At 38.0% G+C, this 20,023-nt stretch carries 20 protein-coding genes; 11 read left to right on the top strand and 9 right to left on the bottom strand.

Annotated features, from left to right (window positions below; all coding sequences use genetic code 11):
- Positions 1-54: 54 nt before the first annotated feature.
- From ACOXY8_RS01535 to ACOXY8_RS01545, 3 genes are all read right to left on the bottom strand, one after another.
- Positions 55-756, bottom strand: a complete 702-nt coding sequence (locus ACOXY8_RS01535) for a porin family protein (protein ID WP_458329796.1) — start codon at positions 754-756, stop codon at positions 55-57.
- 285 nt (positions 757-1,041) lie between these two features.
- Positions 1,042-1,881 carry an aminotransferase class IV gene (locus ACOXY8_RS01540; RefSeq protein ID WP_458329797.1) on the bottom strand — a complete coding sequence of 280 codons (840 nt, stop codon included), beginning with the start codon at positions 1,879-1,881 and terminating at the stop codon, positions 1,042-1,044.
- 91 nt (positions 1,882-1,972) lie between these two features.
- Positions 1,973-2,116: a 30S ribosomal protein THX gene (locus ACOXY8_RS01545; protein ID WP_458329798.1), complete on the bottom strand. Its 144-nt coding sequence runs from the start codon at positions 2,114-2,116 to the stop codon at positions 1,973-1,975.
- 107 nt (positions 2,117-2,223) lie between these two features.
- Between ACOXY8_RS01545 and ACOXY8_RS01550 the strand changes: the two genes are divergently transcribed.
- From ACOXY8_RS01550 to ACOXY8_RS01590, 9 genes are all read left to right on the top strand, one after another.
- A complete protein-coding gene (locus ACOXY8_RS01550; protein WP_458329799.1) occupies positions 2,224-2,706 on the top strand; it encodes a hypothetical protein in 483 nt (160 codons plus the stop codon).
- A 135-nt stretch (positions 2,707-2,841) separates the two neighbouring features.
- A complete protein-coding gene (locus ACOXY8_RS01555) occupies positions 2,842-3,033 on the top strand; it encodes a hypothetical protein (RefSeq protein WP_458329800.1) in 192 nt (63 codons plus the stop codon).
- 342 nt (positions 3,034-3,375) lie between these two features.
- Positions 3,376-4,032 (top strand): fructose-6-phosphate aldolase, encoded by a 657-nt coding sequence (gene fsa, locus ACOXY8_RS01560; protein WP_458329801.1) that lies wholly within the window; start codon positions 3,376-3,378, stop codon positions 4,030-4,032.
- Between the two features lie 52 nt (positions 4,033-4,084).
- Entirely contained in the window at positions 4,085-4,288 is a 204-nt protein-coding gene (locus tag ACOXY8_RS01565; RefSeq protein ID WP_458330093.1) for a fructose-6-phosphate aldolase, read from the top strand.
- Positions 4,288-4,986: a cell division ATP-binding protein FtsE gene (locus ACOXY8_RS01570; RefSeq protein ID WP_458329802.1), complete on the top strand. Its 699-nt coding sequence runs from the start codon at positions 4,288-4,290 to the stop codon at positions 4,984-4,986. Before ACOXY8_RS01565 ends, ACOXY8_RS01570 begins: the two co-directional genes overlap by 1 nt.
- Before the next feature lie 93 nt (positions 4,987-5,079).
- Positions 5,080-6,093, top strand: coding sequence for a GSCFA domain-containing protein (locus ACOXY8_RS01575; protein ID WP_458329803.1), 1,014 nt, complete (start codon positions 5,080-5,082; stop codon positions 6,091-6,093).
- A gap of 22 nt (positions 6,094-6,115) precedes the next feature.
- Positions 6,116-8,161 (top strand): thioredoxin domain-containing protein, encoded by a 2,046-nt coding sequence (locus ACOXY8_RS01580; RefSeq protein WP_458329804.1) that lies wholly within the window; start codon positions 6,116-6,118, stop codon positions 8,159-8,161.
- 15 nt (positions 8,162-8,176) lie between these two features.
- Positions 8,177-10,666: a replication restart helicase PriA gene (gene priA / locus ACOXY8_RS01585; RefSeq protein WP_458329805.1), complete on the top strand. Its 2,490-nt coding sequence runs from the start codon at positions 8,177-8,179 to the stop codon at positions 10,664-10,666.
- Entirely contained in the window at positions 10,666-11,730 is a 1,065-nt protein-coding gene (locus tag ACOXY8_RS01590; protein ID WP_458329806.1) for a DUF6048 family protein, read from the top strand. Before priA ends, ACOXY8_RS01590 begins: the two co-directional genes overlap by 1 nt.
- A 27-nt stretch (positions 11,731-11,757) precedes the next feature.
- On the opposite strand, the gene surE is transcribed toward ACOXY8_RS01590, so the two are convergent.
- The gene (gene surE, locus ACOXY8_RS01595; RefSeq protein ID WP_458329807.1) at positions 11,758-12,546 is read right to left on the bottom strand and encodes a 5'/3'-nucleotidase SurE; all 789 of its coding nucleotides are present in this window, start codon (positions 12,544-12,546) and stop codon (positions 11,758-11,760) included.
- Positions 12,547-12,709: 163 nt separating this feature from the next.
- Here surE and ACOXY8_RS01600 point away from each other — a divergent pair, with 163 nt between their 5' ends.
- Both ACOXY8_RS01600 and ACOXY8_RS01605 read left to right on the top strand, forming a co-directional pair.
- Complete coding sequence (locus tag ACOXY8_RS01600) at positions 12,710-13,282, top strand: pentapeptide repeat-containing protein (RefSeq protein WP_458329808.1); 573 nt, start codon at positions 12,710-12,712, stop codon at positions 13,280-13,282.
- A gap of 68 nt (positions 13,283-13,350) precedes the next feature.
- The gene (locus ACOXY8_RS01605; protein ID WP_458329809.1) at positions 13,351-13,749 is read left to right on the top strand and encodes a DUF2721 domain-containing protein; all 399 of its coding nucleotides are present in this window, start codon (positions 13,351-13,353) and stop codon (positions 13,747-13,749) included.
- A 69-nt stretch (positions 13,750-13,818) separates the two neighbouring features.
- Here the strand turns inward: ACOXY8_RS01605 and ACOXY8_RS01610 are convergent, their stop codons facing one another.
- From ACOXY8_RS01610 to ACOXY8_RS01630, 5 genes are all read right to left on the bottom strand, one after another.
- A complete protein-coding gene (locus tag ACOXY8_RS01610) occupies positions 13,819-14,445 on the bottom strand; it encodes a peroxiredoxin (protein ID WP_458329810.1) in 627 nt (208 codons plus the stop codon).
- A gap of 183 nt (positions 14,446-14,628) precedes the next feature.
- Entirely contained in the window at positions 14,629-16,071 is a 1,443-nt protein-coding gene (locus tag ACOXY8_RS01615) for a TolC family protein (protein WP_458329811.1), read from the bottom strand.
- A gap of 7 nt (positions 16,072-16,078) precedes the next feature.
- Entirely contained in the window at positions 16,079-17,425 is a 1,347-nt protein-coding gene (locus ACOXY8_RS01620) for an HlyD family secretion protein (RefSeq protein WP_458329812.1), read from the bottom strand.
- A complete protein-coding gene (locus ACOXY8_RS01625) occupies positions 17,418-19,151 on the bottom strand; it encodes a peptidase domain-containing ABC transporter (RefSeq protein WP_458329813.1) in 1,734 nt (577 codons plus the stop codon). Before ACOXY8_RS01625 ends, ACOXY8_RS01620 begins: the two co-directional genes overlap by 8 nt.
- Positions 19,152-19,183: 32 nt before the next feature.
- Entirely contained in the window at positions 19,184-19,861 is a 678-nt protein-coding gene (locus tag ACOXY8_RS01630) for a TetR/AcrR family transcriptional regulator (RefSeq protein WP_458329814.1), read from the bottom strand.
- Positions 19,862-20,023: the final 162 nt, after the last annotated feature.

Below are 20,023 nucleotides of genomic sequence, written 5' to 3' on the forward strand. Positions count from 1 at the left end.
AACGAAGAAAGGACATTTTGAGGAAGGATAAAAGCAGATAAGCATTAATCTTTACTAATCTTCTTCTTCGATAATTTCCTCTGCTTTTGGTTTAGAGAATAAGTTCTTGGGAGACAACTTTCCCAACGAAATTGTATGAATTGGAAAGAAATATCCTACTGAAAGCTGAATATTAATAGGTTGAGATGTACGAGTTACTAACAAGCTCTTTTCAATATTGCCAAAGCTATACATATACCTACCTTCTGCTTGTAATTTTCCAGGCCCAATATCATAGCCAATCCCGAATCCAAAAGCCAATCCATAATCCCATCTATTATCACGATTTGGCAATAGTTCGTAAGCTTCAATTGTCACTTCTCCGTCTTGCATTTCCTCCCGCTCTGCTGAGAGTGCATAACCTAAATGAGGCCCGAAATGAACGTAATATTTGACTTTTGATTTTCCAAATTGCAAATGCATCAAAAAAGGAATTTCTAAGTACTTATAATTTCTACCTTGATAATTTACAGAGTCAATATCTTCTCTGTAAGAGCGTAGAGCATAATTCAATTCCAATTGAACTCCCGCATTCTTTTCGTTCAAAAACCGTAAGCCAATCCCACCATGATAATTAAGCATGCTCTTTTGCTCAATTGCAGGTTCAAAAAGTACAGATGTGAAAGATGCTCCTCCCTTCACGCCAAACTCAACCGATTGTGATATTGAATTTTGGGTAATTGCTAGAAAAAGGATAATGGTGAAAAAGTATTTCATGAATAGATAAATCCGCGCAAATATGGCAAATTAGATGGACTGGATGAAATTCGATTTTCCTTTATCAAAAATATAGCCATTCATTTGAGGCCTTTGGGTTTTTATAGGGAGAGAACTCGTAGCTTCTGTAATTATTACCTGAGACTTCAATTTAGCTACTACTTCTTGAAGGCAAGGGTTAACCGGGCTTATAGATTTTTTGATGGAGAACCATAGAAGGTGGATAGATTTATAAAAATGATTTTGTCTCCTCTCTAGACAATAACATCTTGGAGGCAATTTCTTCTACAACTGTTTACCAACAAATTCCTTAACCTTCAATTCAAACCCTCTCATCAAATCCAAAGTAATCTCACCTATTTTACCACTTCCTATTTGAAGGTCATCTACTTGAGTGATAGCTTGAATAGCTTTGGTTGTACTAGTAATAAAGGCCTCATCAGCCTCCCGCAAATCAGCCCAAGTAATTTTGCATAAGTTCACCTTGAATTTAGTACTTGCCAATGCAATGCACTGCTTTCTTGTCACTCCTTCCAATACACCATCAGCAGAAGTAAAAAGCTCTCCATTTTTGACCAAAAAGAAATTACACCTGGAAGTCTCGTAGATAAATTCACCATCGTGATATAGCACATCCAAAGCATCATTCATTTTGCCTTGAGCTTTCAATCGTACGGGTACAGAATAATTTACGGTTTTGATTAGCGGCTCATCTCTTTGATATTGGTAGCTAATCAGCTTCCCTCCTTTCTCACGGATTTCCTTTGGCACCATGTGCAGCTCCTCATGCAGAATCAGGAAATTTGGCTTACCAATGCTAAAAGCATCATCGCTTGCGCCTCCCGTCAAGATCAGCCGAAAGCCACTATCCATCATTCCGTTTTTGGCTTGCAATTCAGAAATTATCTTTTTCACATCTTCATTGCTTTCTGCCAAGGGCAACATCATCCTTTTTGCCGATTGCTGAAATCGATTTAGGTAATCATCCAAAAACAGAGGGACTCCACCTTGAACTCTAAAAAAATCGAAAATACCATAGCCACGAAGTACAGATAAATCATTAGCCTCCAATGAAATAGACTCATACTTTAGGATTTGGCCATTGAAATAGGCAAAAGGATACATAGATGGTTTTGTTAGATGCAGGAAATATCGAAATTAATTGGAATTATAAACCCATCTAAAACAAAAAACCGGGCGAACCCGGTTTAAATTTTTACTTCTTTTTAGTAGTAGCTTTTTTCTCAGCCTTTGGCTCAGTACTTTCTGGCGCTGACTTTTTCTTCTTATGTGGGCGAGTTACGCCGTATGAACCACTCCAAATTTTGCCTTTTTTCGATTTTCTGTCTCCTCTTGCCATATTATTATTGTTTTTGTTTTTTCTTAGGAGGCACAAGTTAGAAAATAAAAAATTCGAAAACCAAACATCCCTACAGTCAGTTCCATTGATAAACTAAAGATAGAACAATGGCAAAAGCAAATCCGGAATTAATTGCTGCATTGAGAAGAGCAGCATCGAAACTATCCAAAGGTGCACCTTACCAATGGGGACATATGGGCAGCTGCAATTGTGGAAATCTAGCTCAAGAACTTACAGGCTTAAGCAAAGGTGAAATACATGCCTATGCATTGAGAAAATACGGAGATTGGACAGAGCAGTCGATGGATTATTGTGTAGGCAGTGAAATGCCAATGGACTTATTAATCAGTGAATTACTAGAAAATGGTCTGAGTATTGAAGATTTGAGAAATTTAGAAAAGCTGGAAGACCATGACGTTTTGCAGAACCTACCTGGTGGCAAGCGTCACCTCCAGCACAACAAGCGGGAGGATGTAGTAGTGTATATGCAATCTTGGGCTGATCTACTAGAGCAAAAATACTTATCCGTAGTACCGAATTTTGAGATTGAAGTACCTGAAGAAATCTTAGTCGAAAAATCTTCTTACTAAGTAACAATCAATAAAAATCGAAAAAGTAAAACGAGCTGATAAAAAATATTTTTTATGACGCTATTGCTAGTTCATAAAAATATTTATTATTGCCACTTCAAAGACCATTTTACTTAACCACCAAACTTATTGAACATGCCTAGTTACGATCCAGACATGGAAGATTTCGACGATGAAGAATTGGATGACGACTTTGAGGAGGATTTCAAAGACGAAGAATTCGATATCGACGAGGACTCAGAATTTATTGATGACAAAGATTTTGATTTAGACGATGATGACCTTGATGATGACTTTGAGGACGACATCGACGATGACGATTTTTAAAAACTATTAAAAAGGCTGCAAAAACAGCCTTTTTTTATTAGCTAGATTTTTAAATCAAATCTTATTACGTACTTTTGCACCCGGCAAGTCGGTACGACCAGCTCCTGTCTAATCCCCCAGGTCCGGAAGGAAGCAAGGGTCGATGGTCGTAGCGGTGCGATACTCGGCTTGCCACTTTTTTTAGCTCACGGCGAAAGATTTTCCTACCCTCCCGCTTTTCTACCAAGCCATTTAAAATTATCTTAGTAACTCAGACTTATAGAAAGATTTAGACTCCATTGTATCCATTCTTTTTATAGCTTTGTATGAAATCAATTTTACATCTTCTATTCTATTTATATCATGCAATTTTTCATTGATACAGCCAATCTAGACGAAATAAGAGAAGCTTACGATCTTGGCGTACTCGACGGCGTTACGACCAATCCATCATTAATGGCCAAAGAAGGCATTAGTGGTCGCGAAAACATTATGAATCATTACAAGGCCATTTGCAATATTGTAGATGATAATGTGAGTGCAGAAGTAATTGCTACCGATTATGAAGGCATCATGAAGGAAGGCAGAGAACTAGCCAAAATCGATGATAAAATTGTGGTGAAAGTACCCATGATCAAAGATGGTGTAAAAGCAATCAAAGCGTTTACGCAAGAAGGCATCCGTACAAATTGTACCTTAATATTTTCGGCAGGTCAGGCATTATTGGCCGCAAAAGCTGGCGCATCTTATGTATCTCCATTTATCGGACGCCTAGATGATATATCTACAGATGGTTTACAGTTAATCGAGCAAATCAGATTGATCTTTGATAACTACGGCTACCAAACTGAAATATTGGCTGCATCGGTAAGACATACCATGCACTTGATCAATTGTGCGGAACTTGGAGCTGATGTGGCAACTTGTCCATTGAAAGTAATTACTGGCCTTCTTAGCCATCCGTTAACTGACAAAGGATTAGCACAATTCCTTGCCGATCACAAAAAAGCTAATGGCTGATAAACCTTCCACCATAGCGACAGTTAGTGATGATAAAAGCACTATATCCGAAATGTATATCATCAAAGTAAAAGGCAAAGCAAAAATCCCAGATTACATCCAATTACGGGATGACAATTTTGTGCTTATTGCCTATTTCCGCGCTGACCGTCCGCTAAAAAACATGGAAAAGTTTGGTCTTGAAGGTAAGGAAGAGGCATTAGAAAACGTTATCAACCAATTAGAATTCGGTAAGCTACAAAAACTGGAAATTTAATGTCCTACGGCTCAAATACGCTCTTAACTATACGCAAAGCAAATATCTTTCAGGACATCAATACGGTGCTGAATGATGTAAATTTTGAAATGGAAAAGGGCGAATTTGTGTATTTGATTGGCCGAACGGGTAGCGGAAAGAGTTCATTACTGAAAACCCTTTACGCCGATCTTCCACTTTTGATGGGTGATATTCAAATTGTTGGATACGATCTATCAAAGATTAAGCGCAAGGACATTCCATTTCTACGTAGAAAACTCGGCATCATTTTTCAAGATTTTCAGCTATTTCCAGATAGGTCTGTAGCTGAAAATCTTTATTTTGTTATGCGTGCTACTGGCTGGCGAGATAAGGGTAAAATGAAAAACCGCATGATCGAAGTGCTTATGCGCGTAGGATTGGGTTCAGTAGCCACCAAAATGCCACACCAACTTTCGGGTGGTGAACAACAGCGGGTGGTAATAGCCCGTGCGCTTATAAATGAGCCTTTGCTAATGATTGCGGATGAGCCTACTGGAAACCTCGATCCGGAAGTTTCTGATGGCATTATGAAACTCTTCAAGGACATTAATCGCGCTGGAACGGCCATAATAATGGCTACACACAATCACACAATCTTGCGTGATTTTCCAGGACGTATTCTCAAATGCGAAAACGCTCGATTGCTTGATTCTAGTGTTGATGAGTTTAGTCTTTAATTTTCTCAATTAGAACTTCTTTCAACTTCCTTCATCATTATTAGCTATTTTTAGCATAGCAATCCTCATGCACCGATTTTGCATATTAGCTATATGAAGTCAACTAAGGAATTTATATTATCCACACCCGTTAGCATCAACCCTTCTGATGATAAACTCAACCACAATCAGCAGATTATAAGTCTGGGCTCATGCTTTGCTGAAACAATGGGAAGCCGCTTAGCCAATAGCAAATTCAATGTATTGGCAAATCCATTTGGCGTAATTTATCACCCATCCGCTATTGCTCATTTGCTTGATTTAAGCTTAAATCCTTCTAAATCAATCGAGGATGGTTTTGATCAACACAATGGAATTCACTTTCATTACGATTTCCATTCTAGTTTATCCCAGGACTCAAAAGCAAAGCTAGATTTAACTTTAGAAAAAACCCTTAACAATACGCATGAAGCATTAGAAAAAGCGGATTGGCTGATATTGACTTTTGGAACTGCCTTTCGCTATTATTTAAAAACTGAGAAGCGACCTGTGGCAAATTGCCATAAAATGCCAGCAAAGCTATTCGACAAAAGACTTTCATTTGGCGGTGAAATGCTAGAAGATCTAAATCGTATTTTGCACTCAATACGCATGCAAAGGCCAAACCTGAATGTGATTGTGACGGTAAGTCCGGTTCGTCATACCAAAGATGGAATGGAGGAAAATATGATGAGCAAAAGTCTACTTAGAGTACTTTGCGGACAATTGGCAAAGGAAAATTCCTTTGTTCATTATTTCCCTTCTTACGAAATAATGTTGGATGAGCTCCGAGATTATCGCTACTACAAATCAGATTTAATACACCCAACAGAATTGGCAGAAGACATTATTTGGTTGAGGTTTGCACAATGCTATTTTTCCAGCAAAACGATTGATTTGATCAGTCGATTAGAAAGTATCAAACAAGACCTCTCCCATCGGATAATGCAGCCAAAAAGTGCGGCTGCAACAAAATTCTTAAATGCGCTGGAAAATAAAATCAGGCAATTTCCAATCTCGTTACCGGAAGAAGAAAAGCAATTAGCAGAAAAGAGATTGGAAATAGCTCGGGACAGCCCTCCCGACTAAATACCATCAAATTGAATTTAACATGACTCAAAAAGCCAATAAACTTATTCATGAATCTTCGCCATACCTTTTGCAACATGCCTACAACCCTGTAAACTGGTTGGCTTGGAATAGCGAATCCCTTGCACTGGCAAAGCAATTAGATAAACCCATAATTGTGAGCATTGGCTATTCGGCTTGCCATTGGTGCCATGTGATGGAGCGGGAATGTTTCGAGGACAAGGACTTGGCTTCGCTTATGAATGAGTATTTCATCTGTATAAAAGTGGATCGTGAAGAACGTCCAGATGTGGATCAAATCTATATGGATGCCCTACAAAATATGGGTTTGCAAGGTGGTTGGCCACTCAATGTTTTTCTCACACCGGATTTGAAACCTTTCTATGGAGGCACTTATTTCCCTCCTCGATCTTGGGCGCAAATACTTCGTGGAGTAAATAAGGCTTTCCTAGAAACAAGAGCGGATTTGGAAGAATCTGCTGAAGGATTTGCCAATAGCTTGCAGCAAAGTGAGGTGCAAAAATTTGGACTTCAAGTGCAGAAAAACCCATTTACTACAGAAAAGTATCAATCATTTTTCACCAAACTAGCAGTAAAATTTGATCCTGAGTTTGGTGGAATGGATAAAGCTCCCAAATTTCCAATGCCTTGCATTTGGACCTTTTTGCTGGATTTCTATTTGAAGACTGACAATGAATTAGCACTGGAGCAATTAGAACTCACACTCGACGAAATCGCAAGAGGAGGAATTTACGATCAAATAGGTGGTGGATTCGCTCGCTACTCTGTGGATGGCGAGTGGTTTGTTCCGCACTTCGAAAAGATGCTTTATGATAATGGACAATTGCTTTCTCTCTATAGTCGTGCGTATAGTCTATTGAAAAAGCCACTTTACAAGCAAGTATTAGACGATACAGTAAGTTGGCTTAAACGAGAAATGCAAAGTGAAAAAGGAGGACTATATAGCGCAATAGATGCTGATAGTGAAGGCGAAGAAGGCAAATTCTATGTGTGGACGAAAGAGGAAATAGATAAATTATTTGCAAAGGATAATGCTGACAAAATCTGCGAACTATACGACATACAAGAAAAAGGAAATTGGGAGGAAGGAAAAAATATACTGAGAAAGCAAATGCCGGATGAGGTGTTTGCTAGAAAGTATAATTGGTCGATGGAGGAATTTGAAGCCTGGCAAGCTGATATTAAAAGTCAGCTATTGAAAAAGCGGGAGGAAAAAGTAGCTCCACATCTTGATGATAAATTACTTGCAGGTTGGAATGGTTTAGCCCTTAGCGGGTTGAGCGAAACATATTTGGCCACAGGTAATCCAGAAGCTAATGAACTTGCTGAAAATATAGCCAAATTTATCGCGCAGCATTTAATCAAAGACCATAAACTATTCCGCACTATACGAAATGGCGAAGCCGTAATACCCAGTTTCCTAGAAGATTATGCAGCTGTAATTGAAGGTTTTATTCATTACTATCAAATCTCATTCGATAACTCATACCTGTATTTAGCTCAACAGCTTTGCGATTATAGTATTCAGCATTTTTGGCATGCAGAGGAATCCTTTTTCTACTTTGCTGAGGATAACAATACATCAGAATTGATCGCTCGGAAAAAGGAGATTTTTGATAATGTGATTCCAGCTTCCAACTCTATTATGGCTCATAATTTATGGAAACTGGGACATATTTTTGGTGAGGAGTCTTATTTGGGGAAAGCCCAAAATATGCTGTCAGCCGTAAGCCGACTTATAGAAACAGACCCACAGTATTTGGCAAATTGGGCTAGTCTTTATGGAAAAGTATTACAACCCATGGCCGAAGTCGCCATTATAGGTCCGAATGCGATTACAGATGCCATTGCATTACAAAAAGACTATCATCCAAATAGATTAGTATTCGCAACAACAGAAAAAAGCACTTTAGAGATTTTCGAAAATAGAGAAGCCATAAATGGCCAAACTACTTTTTATGTCTGCTTTGATAAAACCTGTAAATTGCCCGTTCACAGTTTAGCTGAGGCAAATGAACTACTCAGACAGCAAAACGTATCTTTGTAAACAATTCCAATTTTGATGTCCAAAGAAATTCCATCCTATGCGGAAGTTATCCTCCCGCTTCCCTTTTCAGTCACTTTTACCTATTTGATTCCATCTCATATGGAAGGTTTGGTGAAAAGAGGGATGAGAGTGATTGTTCCTTTTGGCAAGAAGAAAATTTATGCTGGTGTAGTTGATGGAATACATAATGAAGCACCAATTCATTATGAAGCCAAGGAGATTATTGATTTGCCCGATAGTAAACCTATTTTCACTTCACAACAATTGGATTTCCTAAAATGGATGGCCAATTACTACATGGCTGGAATCGGTGATGCACTGCAAGCAGCTCTCCCATCCGGGCTCAAGGTGAGTAGTGAGTCCATGCTTCAATTACATCCGGATTATGACCTAGCATCAGCTGAAGGCTCATTGCCCGAAAGAGAGCTATCCGTTTTAATGAATTTAGCAGAAAAGGGCAATTTGAGTTTCGATGAAGTTGCGGCAATTTCGCATCTAAAAAACCCATATCCGGTGATCAAAGCTCTTTTGGCAGAAAATGCCATAATAGTATTCGAGAAAGTAAAGGATCGCTATTCGCCCAAGAGAATTAAGAAAGTACGACTCAATCAGCGCTTTATTGAGGATAAATCTGCCTTGAAAACCTTGCTGGATGATTTAGAGAAAAAGCCTAAACAGCAGGAAGTTATCTTAAAATATTTGCGGGAGGTTCCGGTATTTCAAAAAGCTGAACTGAATGAAACCGGGTTAGAAAAGAATCGCTTGCAAACAGAAGAGCTTTCCAATTCATCTGTACAAACACTTATCAAGAATAATGTATTAGAGGAGTTTTTCATTCAGGTTTCTAGATTGGATGAAATCAATTTGGAGAACATTCCGGAATTGGAACTCAATGCTGCGCAGAAAACTGCCAAGGAGGAAATTCTCCAGCAAATGGAGGAACAAGACGCCATTTTGCTACACGGCATTACAGGAAGCGGCAAAACGGCCATCCTTATTGAACTGATCAGAGAAGTGATTGATAGCGGTCATCAAGTGCTTTATCTAATGCCTGAAATTGCCCTCACAACCCAAATGGTAGGCCGGTTAAAAAAGCATTTTGGTAATGATCTGGGTGTCTATCATAGCCGTTTCAGCGATAACGAAAGAGTGGAAGTTTGGAAAGGTGTATTGGATGATAAATTACCTATCGTTGCCGGCGTTCGCTCATCTATCTTTTTGCCATTCAATAATTTAGGATTGATTATCGTTGACGAGGAGCATGAAGCTTCATTCAAACAGTATGATCCTGCGCCTCGCTATCATGCACGCGATATGGCATTGGTCTTGGCGCGCTTTCACCAATGCAGATGCATCCTAAGTTCTGCCACCCCTTCTATTGAGACGTTCCACAATGCACAAGAAGGAAAATATGGTTTAGTAAATCTAAAAAGCAGATTTGGTGAAATTCCTCTTCCCGATATTCAGCTTTCGGATGTACGCAAACATAAACTGGAGAAGAAGGACATATTCAATTTTGGGACGGAACTGAAGCTAGCTATTGAGGAGCAACTTGAGAACAAAAAGCAGGTAATCCTTTTCCAAAACCGCAGAGGGTATTCGCCATATCTCAGTTGTGAGGAATGCAGTTGGATACCGAAATGTGAGTCCTGCGCAGTGAGCCTTACTTTCCACCAATATGCAGGAGAAATGCGCTGCCATTATTGTGGATTCAAAAGCAATGTTCCGAGCCATTGTGCTGTTTGCGAAAGCACTCATTTGAAGACGGTAGGCTTTGGAACTGAACGCATCGAAGAAGAAGCTAAACTACTATTTCCAAATGCTCGTCTTCAACGAATGGATCTAGATACGACAAGAAGCAAAGACAGTTTCCAGAAAATTATTGATGACTTTGAAGCTAGAAATATCGATATTCTAATCGGTACTCAAATGGTGAGCAAGGGCTTAGATTTCGATCACGTGAGTTTGGTGGGTGTGATGGATGCTGATCATCTAATTCACTTTCCGGATTTCAGATCGCATGAGCGAGCCTTCCAAATGCTGACACAAGTAAGCGGGAGGGCTGGCCGAAAAGGTGATAAAGGCAAAGTAATCATCCAAACTCGGGACGATAGCCAAGATGTTTTGAAGCTGGTAAAGAATCACAATTACCACAAAATGTTTGAGCTGGAGTTGAAGGAACGTCAAGAATTTTTGTATCCGCCATACGCTCGTATCATCAATATAACGGTAAAATCAACAGATAAATTGGAAGCAAAAAAAGCTGCTGAATCCTTAAATCTTCACCTTAATGCTCAATTGGGAGACAGTATTCAGAAAAATCCTCCACATGAGCCTTTGATTTCTAAAATCAGAAATTGGTATATGCAGGAAATTCTATTGAAAATTTCGAAAGAACTGAATTTGCAAAAAGTAAAGCAGCGAATAAGAAAAGCTGTAGATTTAGTGGAACAAGACAAGAGATTTAAGAAAATACGCATAATTTTGGATGTAGATCCAGTCTAATGAAGCAATCGATTTTACTCATTTTCCTATTTTCATTTTTATTCATTGGTTTTCAGTCGATTGCCCAAGAAACGACCGAAAAGCAAAAGCAAGACACTATTAAGCAGGAGAAACCTGTGGTTTTGCCTAAGACGGATACTATCCCGCCGCCAAAAACGGGAAATGACACTATTCCACCGCCTAAAACACAACCTGATAGTATTCCTCCCGCTTCTATTCCACAGGATACGATTCCTGTTACACAGCAACAATTACCTGCTGATACCATTCCTGAAGTAATTCAACAACCAGTTCGTTATGATTCACTTGGCAATGTGATTACTGAAATGCCTACTGATACCATTCCTCCTGTCGGTAATCAGACTGATTTATTGGATTCTTTAAGAGCTGAAATTCCTACTGACTCCTCAGGAATGGCTAATTCTACAAACGTACCTTTGCTTCCTCCCGCTTTTGTTTCATCCTTAGGTGTACAGGTAGATTATGGGAAGTTCAGCTCCTTTTTTCTAGGCTTCGAAACAAAATACGAAGCTGGCATCTTTGTGAAATTCAAAAACCGCTATCAAGTAGTAATGGATATTGGCAAAAGTGCTTTGAGTCCTGTAGATGTGCTGGATGATAATGATTACCGAGCAGCTGGCACTTATATGCGAGCTGGTGCAGATTATGTAATGGCCAAGGATCCTTCGAATAGAGTATTTGGTGGCTTAAGATATGGAAAGTCAAATTTCTCAGACCAGGCTCAATTTTTTGGTGAAGATCCTTATTTAGAACAGTATCCGATCGGCTTGAGACGAGATGGTTTTACTGCAGATTGGTTTGAAGTAGTTCTAGGTACTGAAGGGCAATTTATGGAAAACCTCGATATAGGATTTCTGATTAGGATGAGAATATTGTATCAATTTGAGCAGGTTGGAGAAGGAGAATTACCAGTTTACAGAATTCCGGGCTACGGCAGACCCGAAGATAAAACCTCTCCAGCTTTGAATATTTTTATGCGCTACGGCATACGTTTCAAATCAGCAGCTGAAAAGAAATTTGAAGCCTTGCAAAAAGAGGACTGATAATCTGCCCTCTTTTTGGAAATTCTTTTAATTTGAAATGATATCCCAATCGTCATTTAATTGACTGATTGCATGGTGAGCCGTCATATCGAATTCTACCGGCACCACAGACACGAAGTTGTTGGCAATTGCCCATTCATCATTGTCTTCCCCTTTATCGAAATTCACAAAGTTTCCTGCCATCCAGAAATATCTTCTACCATTAGGATCAAATCGCTGATCAAACTCTTCTTGCCATTTGGCACGAGCTTGACGACAAATCTTAATTCCTTTGATATTCTCAATGCGTTTAGGTGGGAAATTCACATTCAATGCAAGGCCTTTTGGTAAGCCTGTTTTCAAAACCTGAGCTGCAATCTTGGTAACATACTCCACAGTATGCGAAAAATCTGCATCATGAGAATAATCACAAAGCGAAAATCCAATGGAAGGAAGGCCTTCAATTGCACCCTCAACCGCAGCCGACATCGTGCCTGAATATAAAACACTTATAGAAGTATTACTTCCATGATTAATTCCACTTACTACCAAGTCTGGAGTCCTGTCTTTAAGCACCCAATGTTTGGCTAATTTCACGCAATCTGCTGGCGTACCGGAGCATTTGTAAGCAACAGTTTCACCGAAAATATCAACCTGAGAAAGGCGTAATGTATTGCCAATCGTAATCGCATGTCCCATTCCTGATTGTGGACTATCAGGAGCAACTACTACAACTTCCCCCAACTTTTGCATGGCCTCTACCAAAATGCGAATACCCGGTGCGGTAATTCCGTCATCGTTTGACACAAGTATTAATGGTCTATTCTCTGTCATCATTTCTAAAAATTAAGGTGCAAAAATGACCAATTAATAAAGCCCGAGCAACTTAAAAGGCAGGTGAATGGATTAATAAATCAATAAATCTCAATTACCTTTGAAAAAGAGCACACAAGTTTAAAGCAAATTAATGGAGCTGAAATAATTAAAAGCAACTTTAGAAATGAACAAGCAACTAATCGAAGGAGAGACTTTCAGCAATATAAATTATACTGAAAACCTAATGGCTAAAGGCGATTATGAGAATTGCCAATTTACAAATTGCAATTTATCCAGTGTTGATTTATCAAACATCAATTTTACTGAATGTACCTTCGATTCATGCAATTTGAGTATGTGCAAACTCGGAAACACAGGAATCAAAGATGTAACTTTCAATGACTGCAAAATGCTGGGTTTGCATTTTCAAAATTGTAATGAATTTTTGTTTGAAATAGAAATCAACAATTGCCAATTGAACTTGTCTTCATTTTATCGAAGGAAATTGAAAAAGACGAATTTTAGAAACTCAGTTTTGCATGAGGTAGATTTTGCTGAAGCTGATTTATCAATGGCGGTATTCGACAATTGCGATTTACAAGGAGCTATTTTTGAAAATACTATATTAGAAAAAGTGGATTTTCGAACCGCTAAAAACTACAGTATAAATCCTGAACTCAATAGAATAAGAAAAGCCAAGTTCTCAATTCCGGAGGTAGTAGGGCTATTGAACAAATATGATATTACCATCCAATAAAAGCGGGAGGATATAATTACCCTCCCGCCCTATTCAAATTTTCAATTCGCTAATAATCAATAAATAATATGACCATTTCGATTGAAACACCCGCTCTCTTATTTTCTGCCACCTCGCTGATTTTATTGGCCTATACCAACAGATTTCTTACGATTGCTTCGATAGTTCGTGGATTGAAAAAAAGCTATGACGAAACAGAAAGCAAGAGAACAGCGCTTGAGATAAAAAACCTAAACTTGAGAGTTACATTGATCCGAAATATGCAAATGTTTGGAGTGTTGAGTCTGTTCTTTTCTGTTTTTTCAATGACATTAATCTTTTTTGAAATCCCTATGTGGGACATCTATTTTTTTGGCTTTAGTCTACTTTTATTGATGATTTCGCTTAGTCTTTCTTTTTGGGAAATAAGTATTTCGGCCAATGCTCTTAGATTACACTTAAGCGATCTGCTAAAAAAGAAATTCTAATTCAACCTAAATAAAAAAAGGTGGCGGTAATACTACTAGGCCACCTTTTTAGTTGAACTTTTCTGTAAACTATAATTTAGTTGTCCGTAAGTATGGTTTTATTTTCTGGTAACCTTGAGGAAAAAGTTTATTCGCATCTTGATCAGAAATAGAAGGAAGAATTACAACATCCTTACCCACTTCCCAATCCGCTGGAGTAGCTACCTTATGACTATCTGTCAATTGTAAACTATCTATCACTCGCAAAATTTCATTGAAATTTCTACCGGTTGACGCCGGATAAGTGAGAGTAAGTCTTACTTTCTTGTTCGGATCAATAATAAATACGGATCTCACCGTCGTTTTTTCTGTAGCATTTGGGTGAATCATATCATATAGCATAGCCACTTCCATATTGGGGTCAGCAATGATTGGGAAATTAACATGACTCCCTTGCGTCTCATCTATGTCCTTTATCCAGGTTTGGTGACTTTCTACATCATCAACACTTAATGCGATTACTTTCACGTCACGTTTAGCAAATTCCCCAGCTAAGCTAGCTGTTCTGCCCAGTTCGGTAGTGCATACAGGAGTAAAATCAGCCGGATGAGAAAATAATACACCCCAGCTATTTCCAAGCCATTCATAAAATCTTATTTCTCCTTGAGTAGAATTAATTCTAAAATCAGGAGCAGTATCACCTAATCGTATTGACATATTGATTGAGTTTTAAGTTTAACAAATTTTATTATTGATAATCAGCCTTTTATAAAATATTGAGCTTGACCTTCACAGCAAATTTAAGAATAAAAATTATAAATATATAATTCCTATATAAACAATAGGAATTAATAATAAATGCTTAACCAACTATTGGTAACGTGTTTTTATTATTAGCGTTTAGATACCTTGAACAAGCACATAATTAACTTTCAAACTTGATTTTTGTTGCTTGCGCACCAAGTCCATCAGTTTGATTTGGGAATTGATATATCCCAGCTCCCGTGAGTTTACTAGAAATAAGGAACTTTCGCCTATCGCAAATTTTTGTCTTTCGCCTTCTAGTAAGGATAGATAGTCTTCAACAGTTCTTCGGTACAAACTCACTTGATCACCAATAGTATTAACTTCATTCAAAGCCGCTTGAGCTTGGAAATTGAGACTCGCCCCTTGTTCAGCAAATTTTGCTTCTACGCTTTGTATTTTGAATTTCGCAAGCTTCAGCTCGGCTCTTTCCTTACGCAAAAACAATGGCATTTGCACGCTAATGCCATAAGTAAAATTATTATTTGAGTAAGCTGTAAAGAGGTCATTATTTAAGGATTCTGCTAATGCATTATATTTCAAATTGACGATAGGCTTCAATTGTTCTTGCTTCCATCTCCGATCTATCTTATTCATTTCCAGCTCCAACTGTAATTGCTGCAACAGTGGATGATTCCTCAGCATCGTTTCCCATTGGGCAAATGCTTCTTCCAAATCTAAGGATTCAAGATTCTCAAAAGAGTTTGGTATTAAGTTTTCGTCCAACTCTAAAGGCACAAAGCCTTCACTCCACAAATACACAGATGCCAGTAATGTGGAGTTGGTGAAATCTAATTGCGCTTGCTGAAAATTAAGTGTGCGATCCTGTACTTGGATTCCAGCTTCTAGAGTATCGATCATTGGTAGAAATCCCGCTGCTGCTTGTTGCTTCACACCATCGAACCGGATTTGAGCCAGCTCCAAAGCTTCTTCGAATATTTTTAAGGTATGATAGCTATAAAACCAGTCCCAATAAACTTTCCCAGCTTCGAAATACAATTCGTTAAGCAATTTTAACCGCTCTAGCTCAGTAACTTCCTGAAAAAGTTGCGCCTTACGCAATTCTGCTCTTCGATAATCAATTAATAATCCTTGCCCTATTGGCATAGAGAGGCCTGCATATACTAGTCCATTTACTGGAGTAGTATTTTCTGAATTTAGATATACTCCTTGATTTTGCTCATAACCACCTACTACTTCCATCCCAAACCATGTAGGCACTTTCAAGCCAGCATCTATCAGTCGATAATATTCATCACCTTTAAAATTCTTCTCATTTAGGTTGCCCGCAATTTTTGGATCGAAATTTCCTCTTGCTCTTTGTAAAGCAGCTTTACCTCCTTCTGCTTCCAAGTCGGCTTGTATAACAAGTGGATGGTTGGTCATCACAATTTCCATGTACTCCTCAAAACCCAATACGCGACTAGTATCCACTTGGGCAAAAGATTGCATACTACATAGAAGTATAAAAATTCCGATAAGCCATTTATTGAACATAAATCTTAAAGATGCTTGAGTAATAAATATATCTTTCGCCATTATTTAATTATTGGCCTTGTGTTAGCATTGGTGCTGGTTTGTAATAGTCTGGCGGGAAACCGTTGATATTACGCCATAGCTCATAGTAGATTGGCACATCTTTGAGAAGCACCATACTTGTAGCCCCTGCACCAACTCGAAGCGCATCTGGCCAAGGATAGCTTGTAGAATCGGGAGTAACTAATATTCTATAAAGACCATTTGCATTTGCAAAATTGTCCATTGCTAAAACATTGCCCGAATACGTACCATAACTTGTATTTGGCCAGCCGGAAAAAACAATTGCTGGCCAACCATCGAATTGGATTTGCACTGGTTGTCCCTTTTGTAAGAGCGGGAGGTCAAGTGGTTTGATGAACATCTCAACTGCCAAATCATACTCAGATGGCATAATCGTCAAGATCTGCTGACCTTCTTTCACTGTTTCTCCAATACCGGATTCAATCACCTGAGTAATATATCCGTCTTGCGGAGCTGTGACGTAATAAAGAGAGCGCCTAATAGAGTAGTTTTTAAATTCATTTTGCAGCTTACTTGTTGTAGCCTCAGAATCAAACATATTAGACATTGCTGTAAACTTGTCTGACTGAGCTTTGGCTATGGCATCTTCAAAGCTTGCTTCAATACTATTTATTTCAACTTCTGTATTAATCAACTCATTGCGAGATGTAAGCAATTTATTCTCAGCTGAAATAAGTTTCGCATTTTCCTGTTGAAATTTGAGTTTCCTGCTTTCAAAATCTGCCAGTGATATTAATCCCGATTCGAGCAATTCTACACTTCGATCCTGCTGATTTTTAGCAATCTCAAAATTAATTTTCGCTGCTTCGAAATCTATGCTATCGCTTATAACCTTCAGTCTTGCTTGAGTAATTTTATTTTCAGCTTGTTGAAGTTTAAGTTCTCTAGAATCCCGTAATGCAGCAATTTGACTTTCCAATGCAGTCACCTTATTAGAATATGCCTCTACAGCATTTTGCTTAGAGCCGATCTGCTCATTAGTTCTTATCAGAATTTCAGGATCAAAGTATTGGTCTTTTACTTCGGAGATGAAAAGGATCGTATCGCCTTTAACTACATAGTCACCTTCTTGCACGTACCAACTTTCGATCCTCCCGCCTATTACAGACTGAATTGATTGAGGTCTTTGCTCGGGTTTTAGAGCAATTACTTTTCCATCAGCTCGGATATTTTGTGTCCATGGCAAAAACATAAACACTAATCCAATTCCTGCAAAAACTGTGAGAAGTCGAATAAGCAGCTTTCCAGTACTTCTTTTATTAACCAAAGCAAATGAAGAGAACTTCTGCTTATCTACAATGTCCATTATACTATTTGGAGAAATATTAAGCATGATCACCTCCTTTTGAATTAAAAAACGGCTTCAACTCTTGATAGCTTCCAGTTCTTTGTATCATTCCATTGTTCATGATGGCAATATTATCGGCCAATTTGGCCATGTATTGATCCGATGAAGTTGCGATAAGGGTCCATAAATGCTCGTCTAAGAATAGAAAATCAATGATTTTCCTTTTGTCTTCTTCATCTAGATACTCAAATGCATCCTCCAGGAGCAAAAGTCTAGGCTTAGTAACGATAGATCTCGCAATCAAAAATTTCTGAATAATACTTTTTGGCAATTTATTACCAAGTGGGTCAAGCTGAGTGTCATATCCTTTTGGCAAACTCTTGACATAGTCTAATAAGTTTAAATTTTTAACCGCCCATTTTACATTTTCGAAACTAGCATCCTCTCTACCTACTTGTATGTTTTCCAATACTGTACCCTCAAACAATTGCTCAGAACTTAAGCAAGTACCTATTAACGCTCTATAGGATAACATATTAAAATTTTCTATCGGTATGTCATTTACAGAAAACCTGCCCTTCTTTAAGTTATACAAGCCGGCTATTAGGTAAATTAATGTGCTTTTTCCAGAGGCATTTTCACCTGTAATAAGCCATTTTTCACCTCCCGCAATTTTCAGATTCACATCATTTAAAACTTGTACATCTTGTCCAGGATAGGTAAATGATACTTTATCTAATTCAATATCAATTCCAGTTCCATTGAGCTCATGATTCAAGTCCATTCCCTTATGCTTCTCCAGCTCCAAATCGGTAACCTGACCTATTTTTTCTAATGCTGTAAGCACATCATAAATTGTTTCCAGATTGAAAACCAGTTTTTCTACTGAGCTGATAATCATTAAGATGATGATTTCTGCGGCGACAAATTGCCCAATATTCAATTGCTGATCCATTACCAAATAGCCCCCAATGGCCAATAATCCAGTAGCTACTAAAACTCTGAAAATCACCAACATTGAATACTGCTGAACTAACACTTTGAAATGGCTTTCTCGAGCATTTAGGTATGCTCCAACGTGAGAATTTGCTTTATTCAGCGCCAAATCAGAATTACTCGCCATACGGAACGTATTTGACGTACGCGCTACTTCCTCCAGCCAATGAACCAAACGGTACTTGTGTTTAGATTCTTCTAGACTTGTTTCCAAACCTCTACGTGCTGTAAATCTAAATATGGCAAAAACCAAAAGAACCAGAATAAGACCAAAAATGATGAAAAAGGAATTGTAAAATGATAATAGTATTAGTCCAAATAAAATTTGAAGGGAAGCAATTGAGAATTCAATCAGAATCTTGGATAACCCTTTTTGAACTGTAAGAGTATCAAAAAACCTGTTCATCAATTCTGGAGCATAGTGTTTATACAGTTCCTCCATTTTGATTTTCGGAATGCGATACACAAACTCAAAAGATGCTCTAGTGAATATCCTTTGCTCAAGATTCTCTGTAATCCTCAGTTGGAAAATCTGAAAAATACCAATCAACGCAATACCAAATACGACTAAGATCACTAGGATGATCCATGCTGTACTTACCCTCCCGCCTTGAATTAAGTTAATAATCGCTTGGATACCCAATGGAATAACCAAGTACACCAAACCATTAAATATGGAATAAATATATACATCTCGAATTTCCTTGCGATCGGGTTTAAGTAATCGCCAGAACCGTTCTGTTGGACTTATTGTCTTTTTGAAATTATTATCCATTTGGAATGCAAAATATTGCTTGAATACAAAATTTAATACTTAATAGAACTGAAGACCAGACTACTATAAAACTTCTTAATTGAGTCTTCGCCTTTATGTGAATCTGTCAACCTTGGAAGATGTTCAGAAAAATACCGTTGAAGATGCGCACCTTCTATAATTGTAGATATGAGCATGTGCGGGTATTTGTAGGTCGGATTAATCTCTAATACAATATCCGCGATCTTAGCTACTAGCTTTTTGTAACCGGCAAATGCACCAATCTTATTTTCTTGATCTACCACTTTTGTAAGGTAAGATTTTGATGATTCAGAGATTACAATCCTATTTAGCTTGGTCTTATCAATGGGAGTAGAATTTTCTGCTTCTTGGAAATTTTCAGTTATTAGCTGAATCGCTTTCTCAAGTCTCTGCTCAGCAGATTGAATATTGGCAGTACAAAAAGCCAATCTATACTCCATCCAACCCCAGTACCACGATGATAAATAAAGTAAAAGCTTATGCTTATTTTCGAAATAGCGATAGATAGAAGCTTCTGTAGAATTAATTTCCTTGGCAAGTTTGCGAAATGTAAACTCCTCAAAACCGAGCTCATCAATTAAGGAAATACTCGTTTCCAAAATCTTCCGACCCAACTCGCTTGATTCAGGATCCTTCAAGTAAATATGATTATTCACTTGAACATTCATTTTCGATAGTATATCATGCATACTCAAAGCTTTTAAGCTATAAATAAAAGTAATACTATCAATACAGATTTAAGCCAAAAAGGTTTTAAATTTTATCTAAAACCTTTCAAAAATTTTTGAGTGCACACAATGCTTTATGGAAGGTGATTTTTTCTAAAGAAAAATGCTCCTAAGAATTCGGAT

Source organism: Peijinzhouia sedimentorum, from assembly GCF_049340005.1.
In the GTDB taxonomy this organism is placed as follows: domain Bacteria; phylum Bacteroidota; class Bacteroidia; order Cytophagales; family Cyclobacteriaceae; genus CAXBDP01.

What these genes read in the sequence shown, in the direction of transcription:
- ACOXY8_RS01535 (WP_458329796.1), bottom strand. Translation starts at nt 756, where the DNA reads ATGAAATACTTTTTCACCATTATCCTTTTTCTAGCAATTACCCAAAAT.
- ACOXY8_RS01540 (WP_458329797.1), bottom strand. Translation starts at nt 1,881, where the DNA reads ATGTATCCTTTTGCCTATTTCAATGGCCAAATCCTAAAGTATGAGTCT.
- ACOXY8_RS01545 (WP_458329798.1), bottom strand. Translation starts at nt 2,116, where the DNA reads ATGGCAAGAGGAGACAGAAAATCGAAAAAAGGCAAAATTTGGAGTGGT.
- ACOXY8_RS01550 (WP_458329799.1), top strand. Translation starts at nt 2,224, where the DNA reads ATGGCAAAAGCAAATCCGGAATTAATTGCTGCATTGAGAAGAGCAGCA.
- ACOXY8_RS01555 (WP_458329800.1), top strand. Translation starts at nt 2,842, where the DNA reads ATGCCTAGTTACGATCCAGACATGGAAGATTTCGACGATGAAGAATTG.
- fsa (WP_458329801.1), top strand. Translation starts at nt 3,376, where the DNA reads ATGCAATTTTTCATTGATACAGCCAATCTAGACGAAATAAGAGAAGCT.
- ACOXY8_RS01565 (WP_458330093.1), top strand. Translation starts at nt 4,085, where the DNA reads ATGTATATCATCAAAGTAAAAGGCAAAGCAAAAATCCCAGATTACATC.
- ACOXY8_RS01570 (WP_458329802.1), top strand. Translation starts at nt 4,288, where the DNA reads ATGTCCTACGGCTCAAATACGCTCTTAACTATACGCAAAGCAAATATC.
- ACOXY8_RS01575 (WP_458329803.1), top strand. Translation starts at nt 5,080, where the DNA reads ATGAAGTCAACTAAGGAATTTATATTATCCACACCCGTTAGCATCAAC.
- ACOXY8_RS01580 (WP_458329804.1), top strand. Translation starts at nt 6,116, where the DNA reads ATGACTCAAAAAGCCAATAAACTTATTCATGAATCTTCGCCATACCTT.
- priA (WP_458329805.1), top strand. Translation starts at nt 8,177, where the DNA reads ATGTCCAAAGAAATTCCATCCTATGCGGAAGTTATCCTCCCGCTTCCC.
- ACOXY8_RS01590 (WP_458329806.1), top strand. Translation starts at nt 10,666, where the DNA reads ATGAAGCAATCGATTTTACTCATTTTCCTATTTTCATTTTTATTCATT.
- surE (WP_458329807.1), bottom strand. Translation starts at nt 12,546, where the DNA reads ATGATGACAGAGAATAGACCATTAATACTTGTGTCAAACGATGACGGA.
- ACOXY8_RS01600 (WP_458329808.1), top strand. Translation starts at nt 12,710, where the DNA reads ATGAACAAGCAACTAATCGAAGGAGAGACTTTCAGCAATATAAATTAT.
- ACOXY8_RS01605 (WP_458329809.1), top strand. Translation starts at nt 13,351, where the DNA reads ATGACCATTTCGATTGAAACACCCGCTCTCTTATTTTCTGCCACCTCG.
- ACOXY8_RS01610 (WP_458329810.1), bottom strand. Translation starts at nt 14,445, where the DNA reads ATGTCAATACGATTAGGTGATACTGCTCCTGATTTTAGAATTAATTCT.
- ACOXY8_RS01615 (WP_458329811.1), bottom strand. Translation starts at nt 16,071, where the DNA reads ATGGCGAAAGATATATTTATTACTCAAGCATCTTTAAGATTTATGTTC.
- ACOXY8_RS01620 (WP_458329812.1), bottom strand. Translation starts at nt 17,425, where the DNA reads ATGCTTAATATTTCTCCAAATAGTATAATGGACATTGTAGATAAGCAG.
- ACOXY8_RS01625 (WP_458329813.1), bottom strand. Translation starts at nt 19,151, where the DNA reads ATGGATAATAATTTCAAAAAGACAATAAGTCCAACAGAACGGTTCTGG.
- ACOXY8_RS01630 (WP_458329814.1), bottom strand. Translation starts at nt 19,861, where the DNA reads ATGCATGATATACTATCGAAAATGAATGTTCAAGTGAATAATCATATT.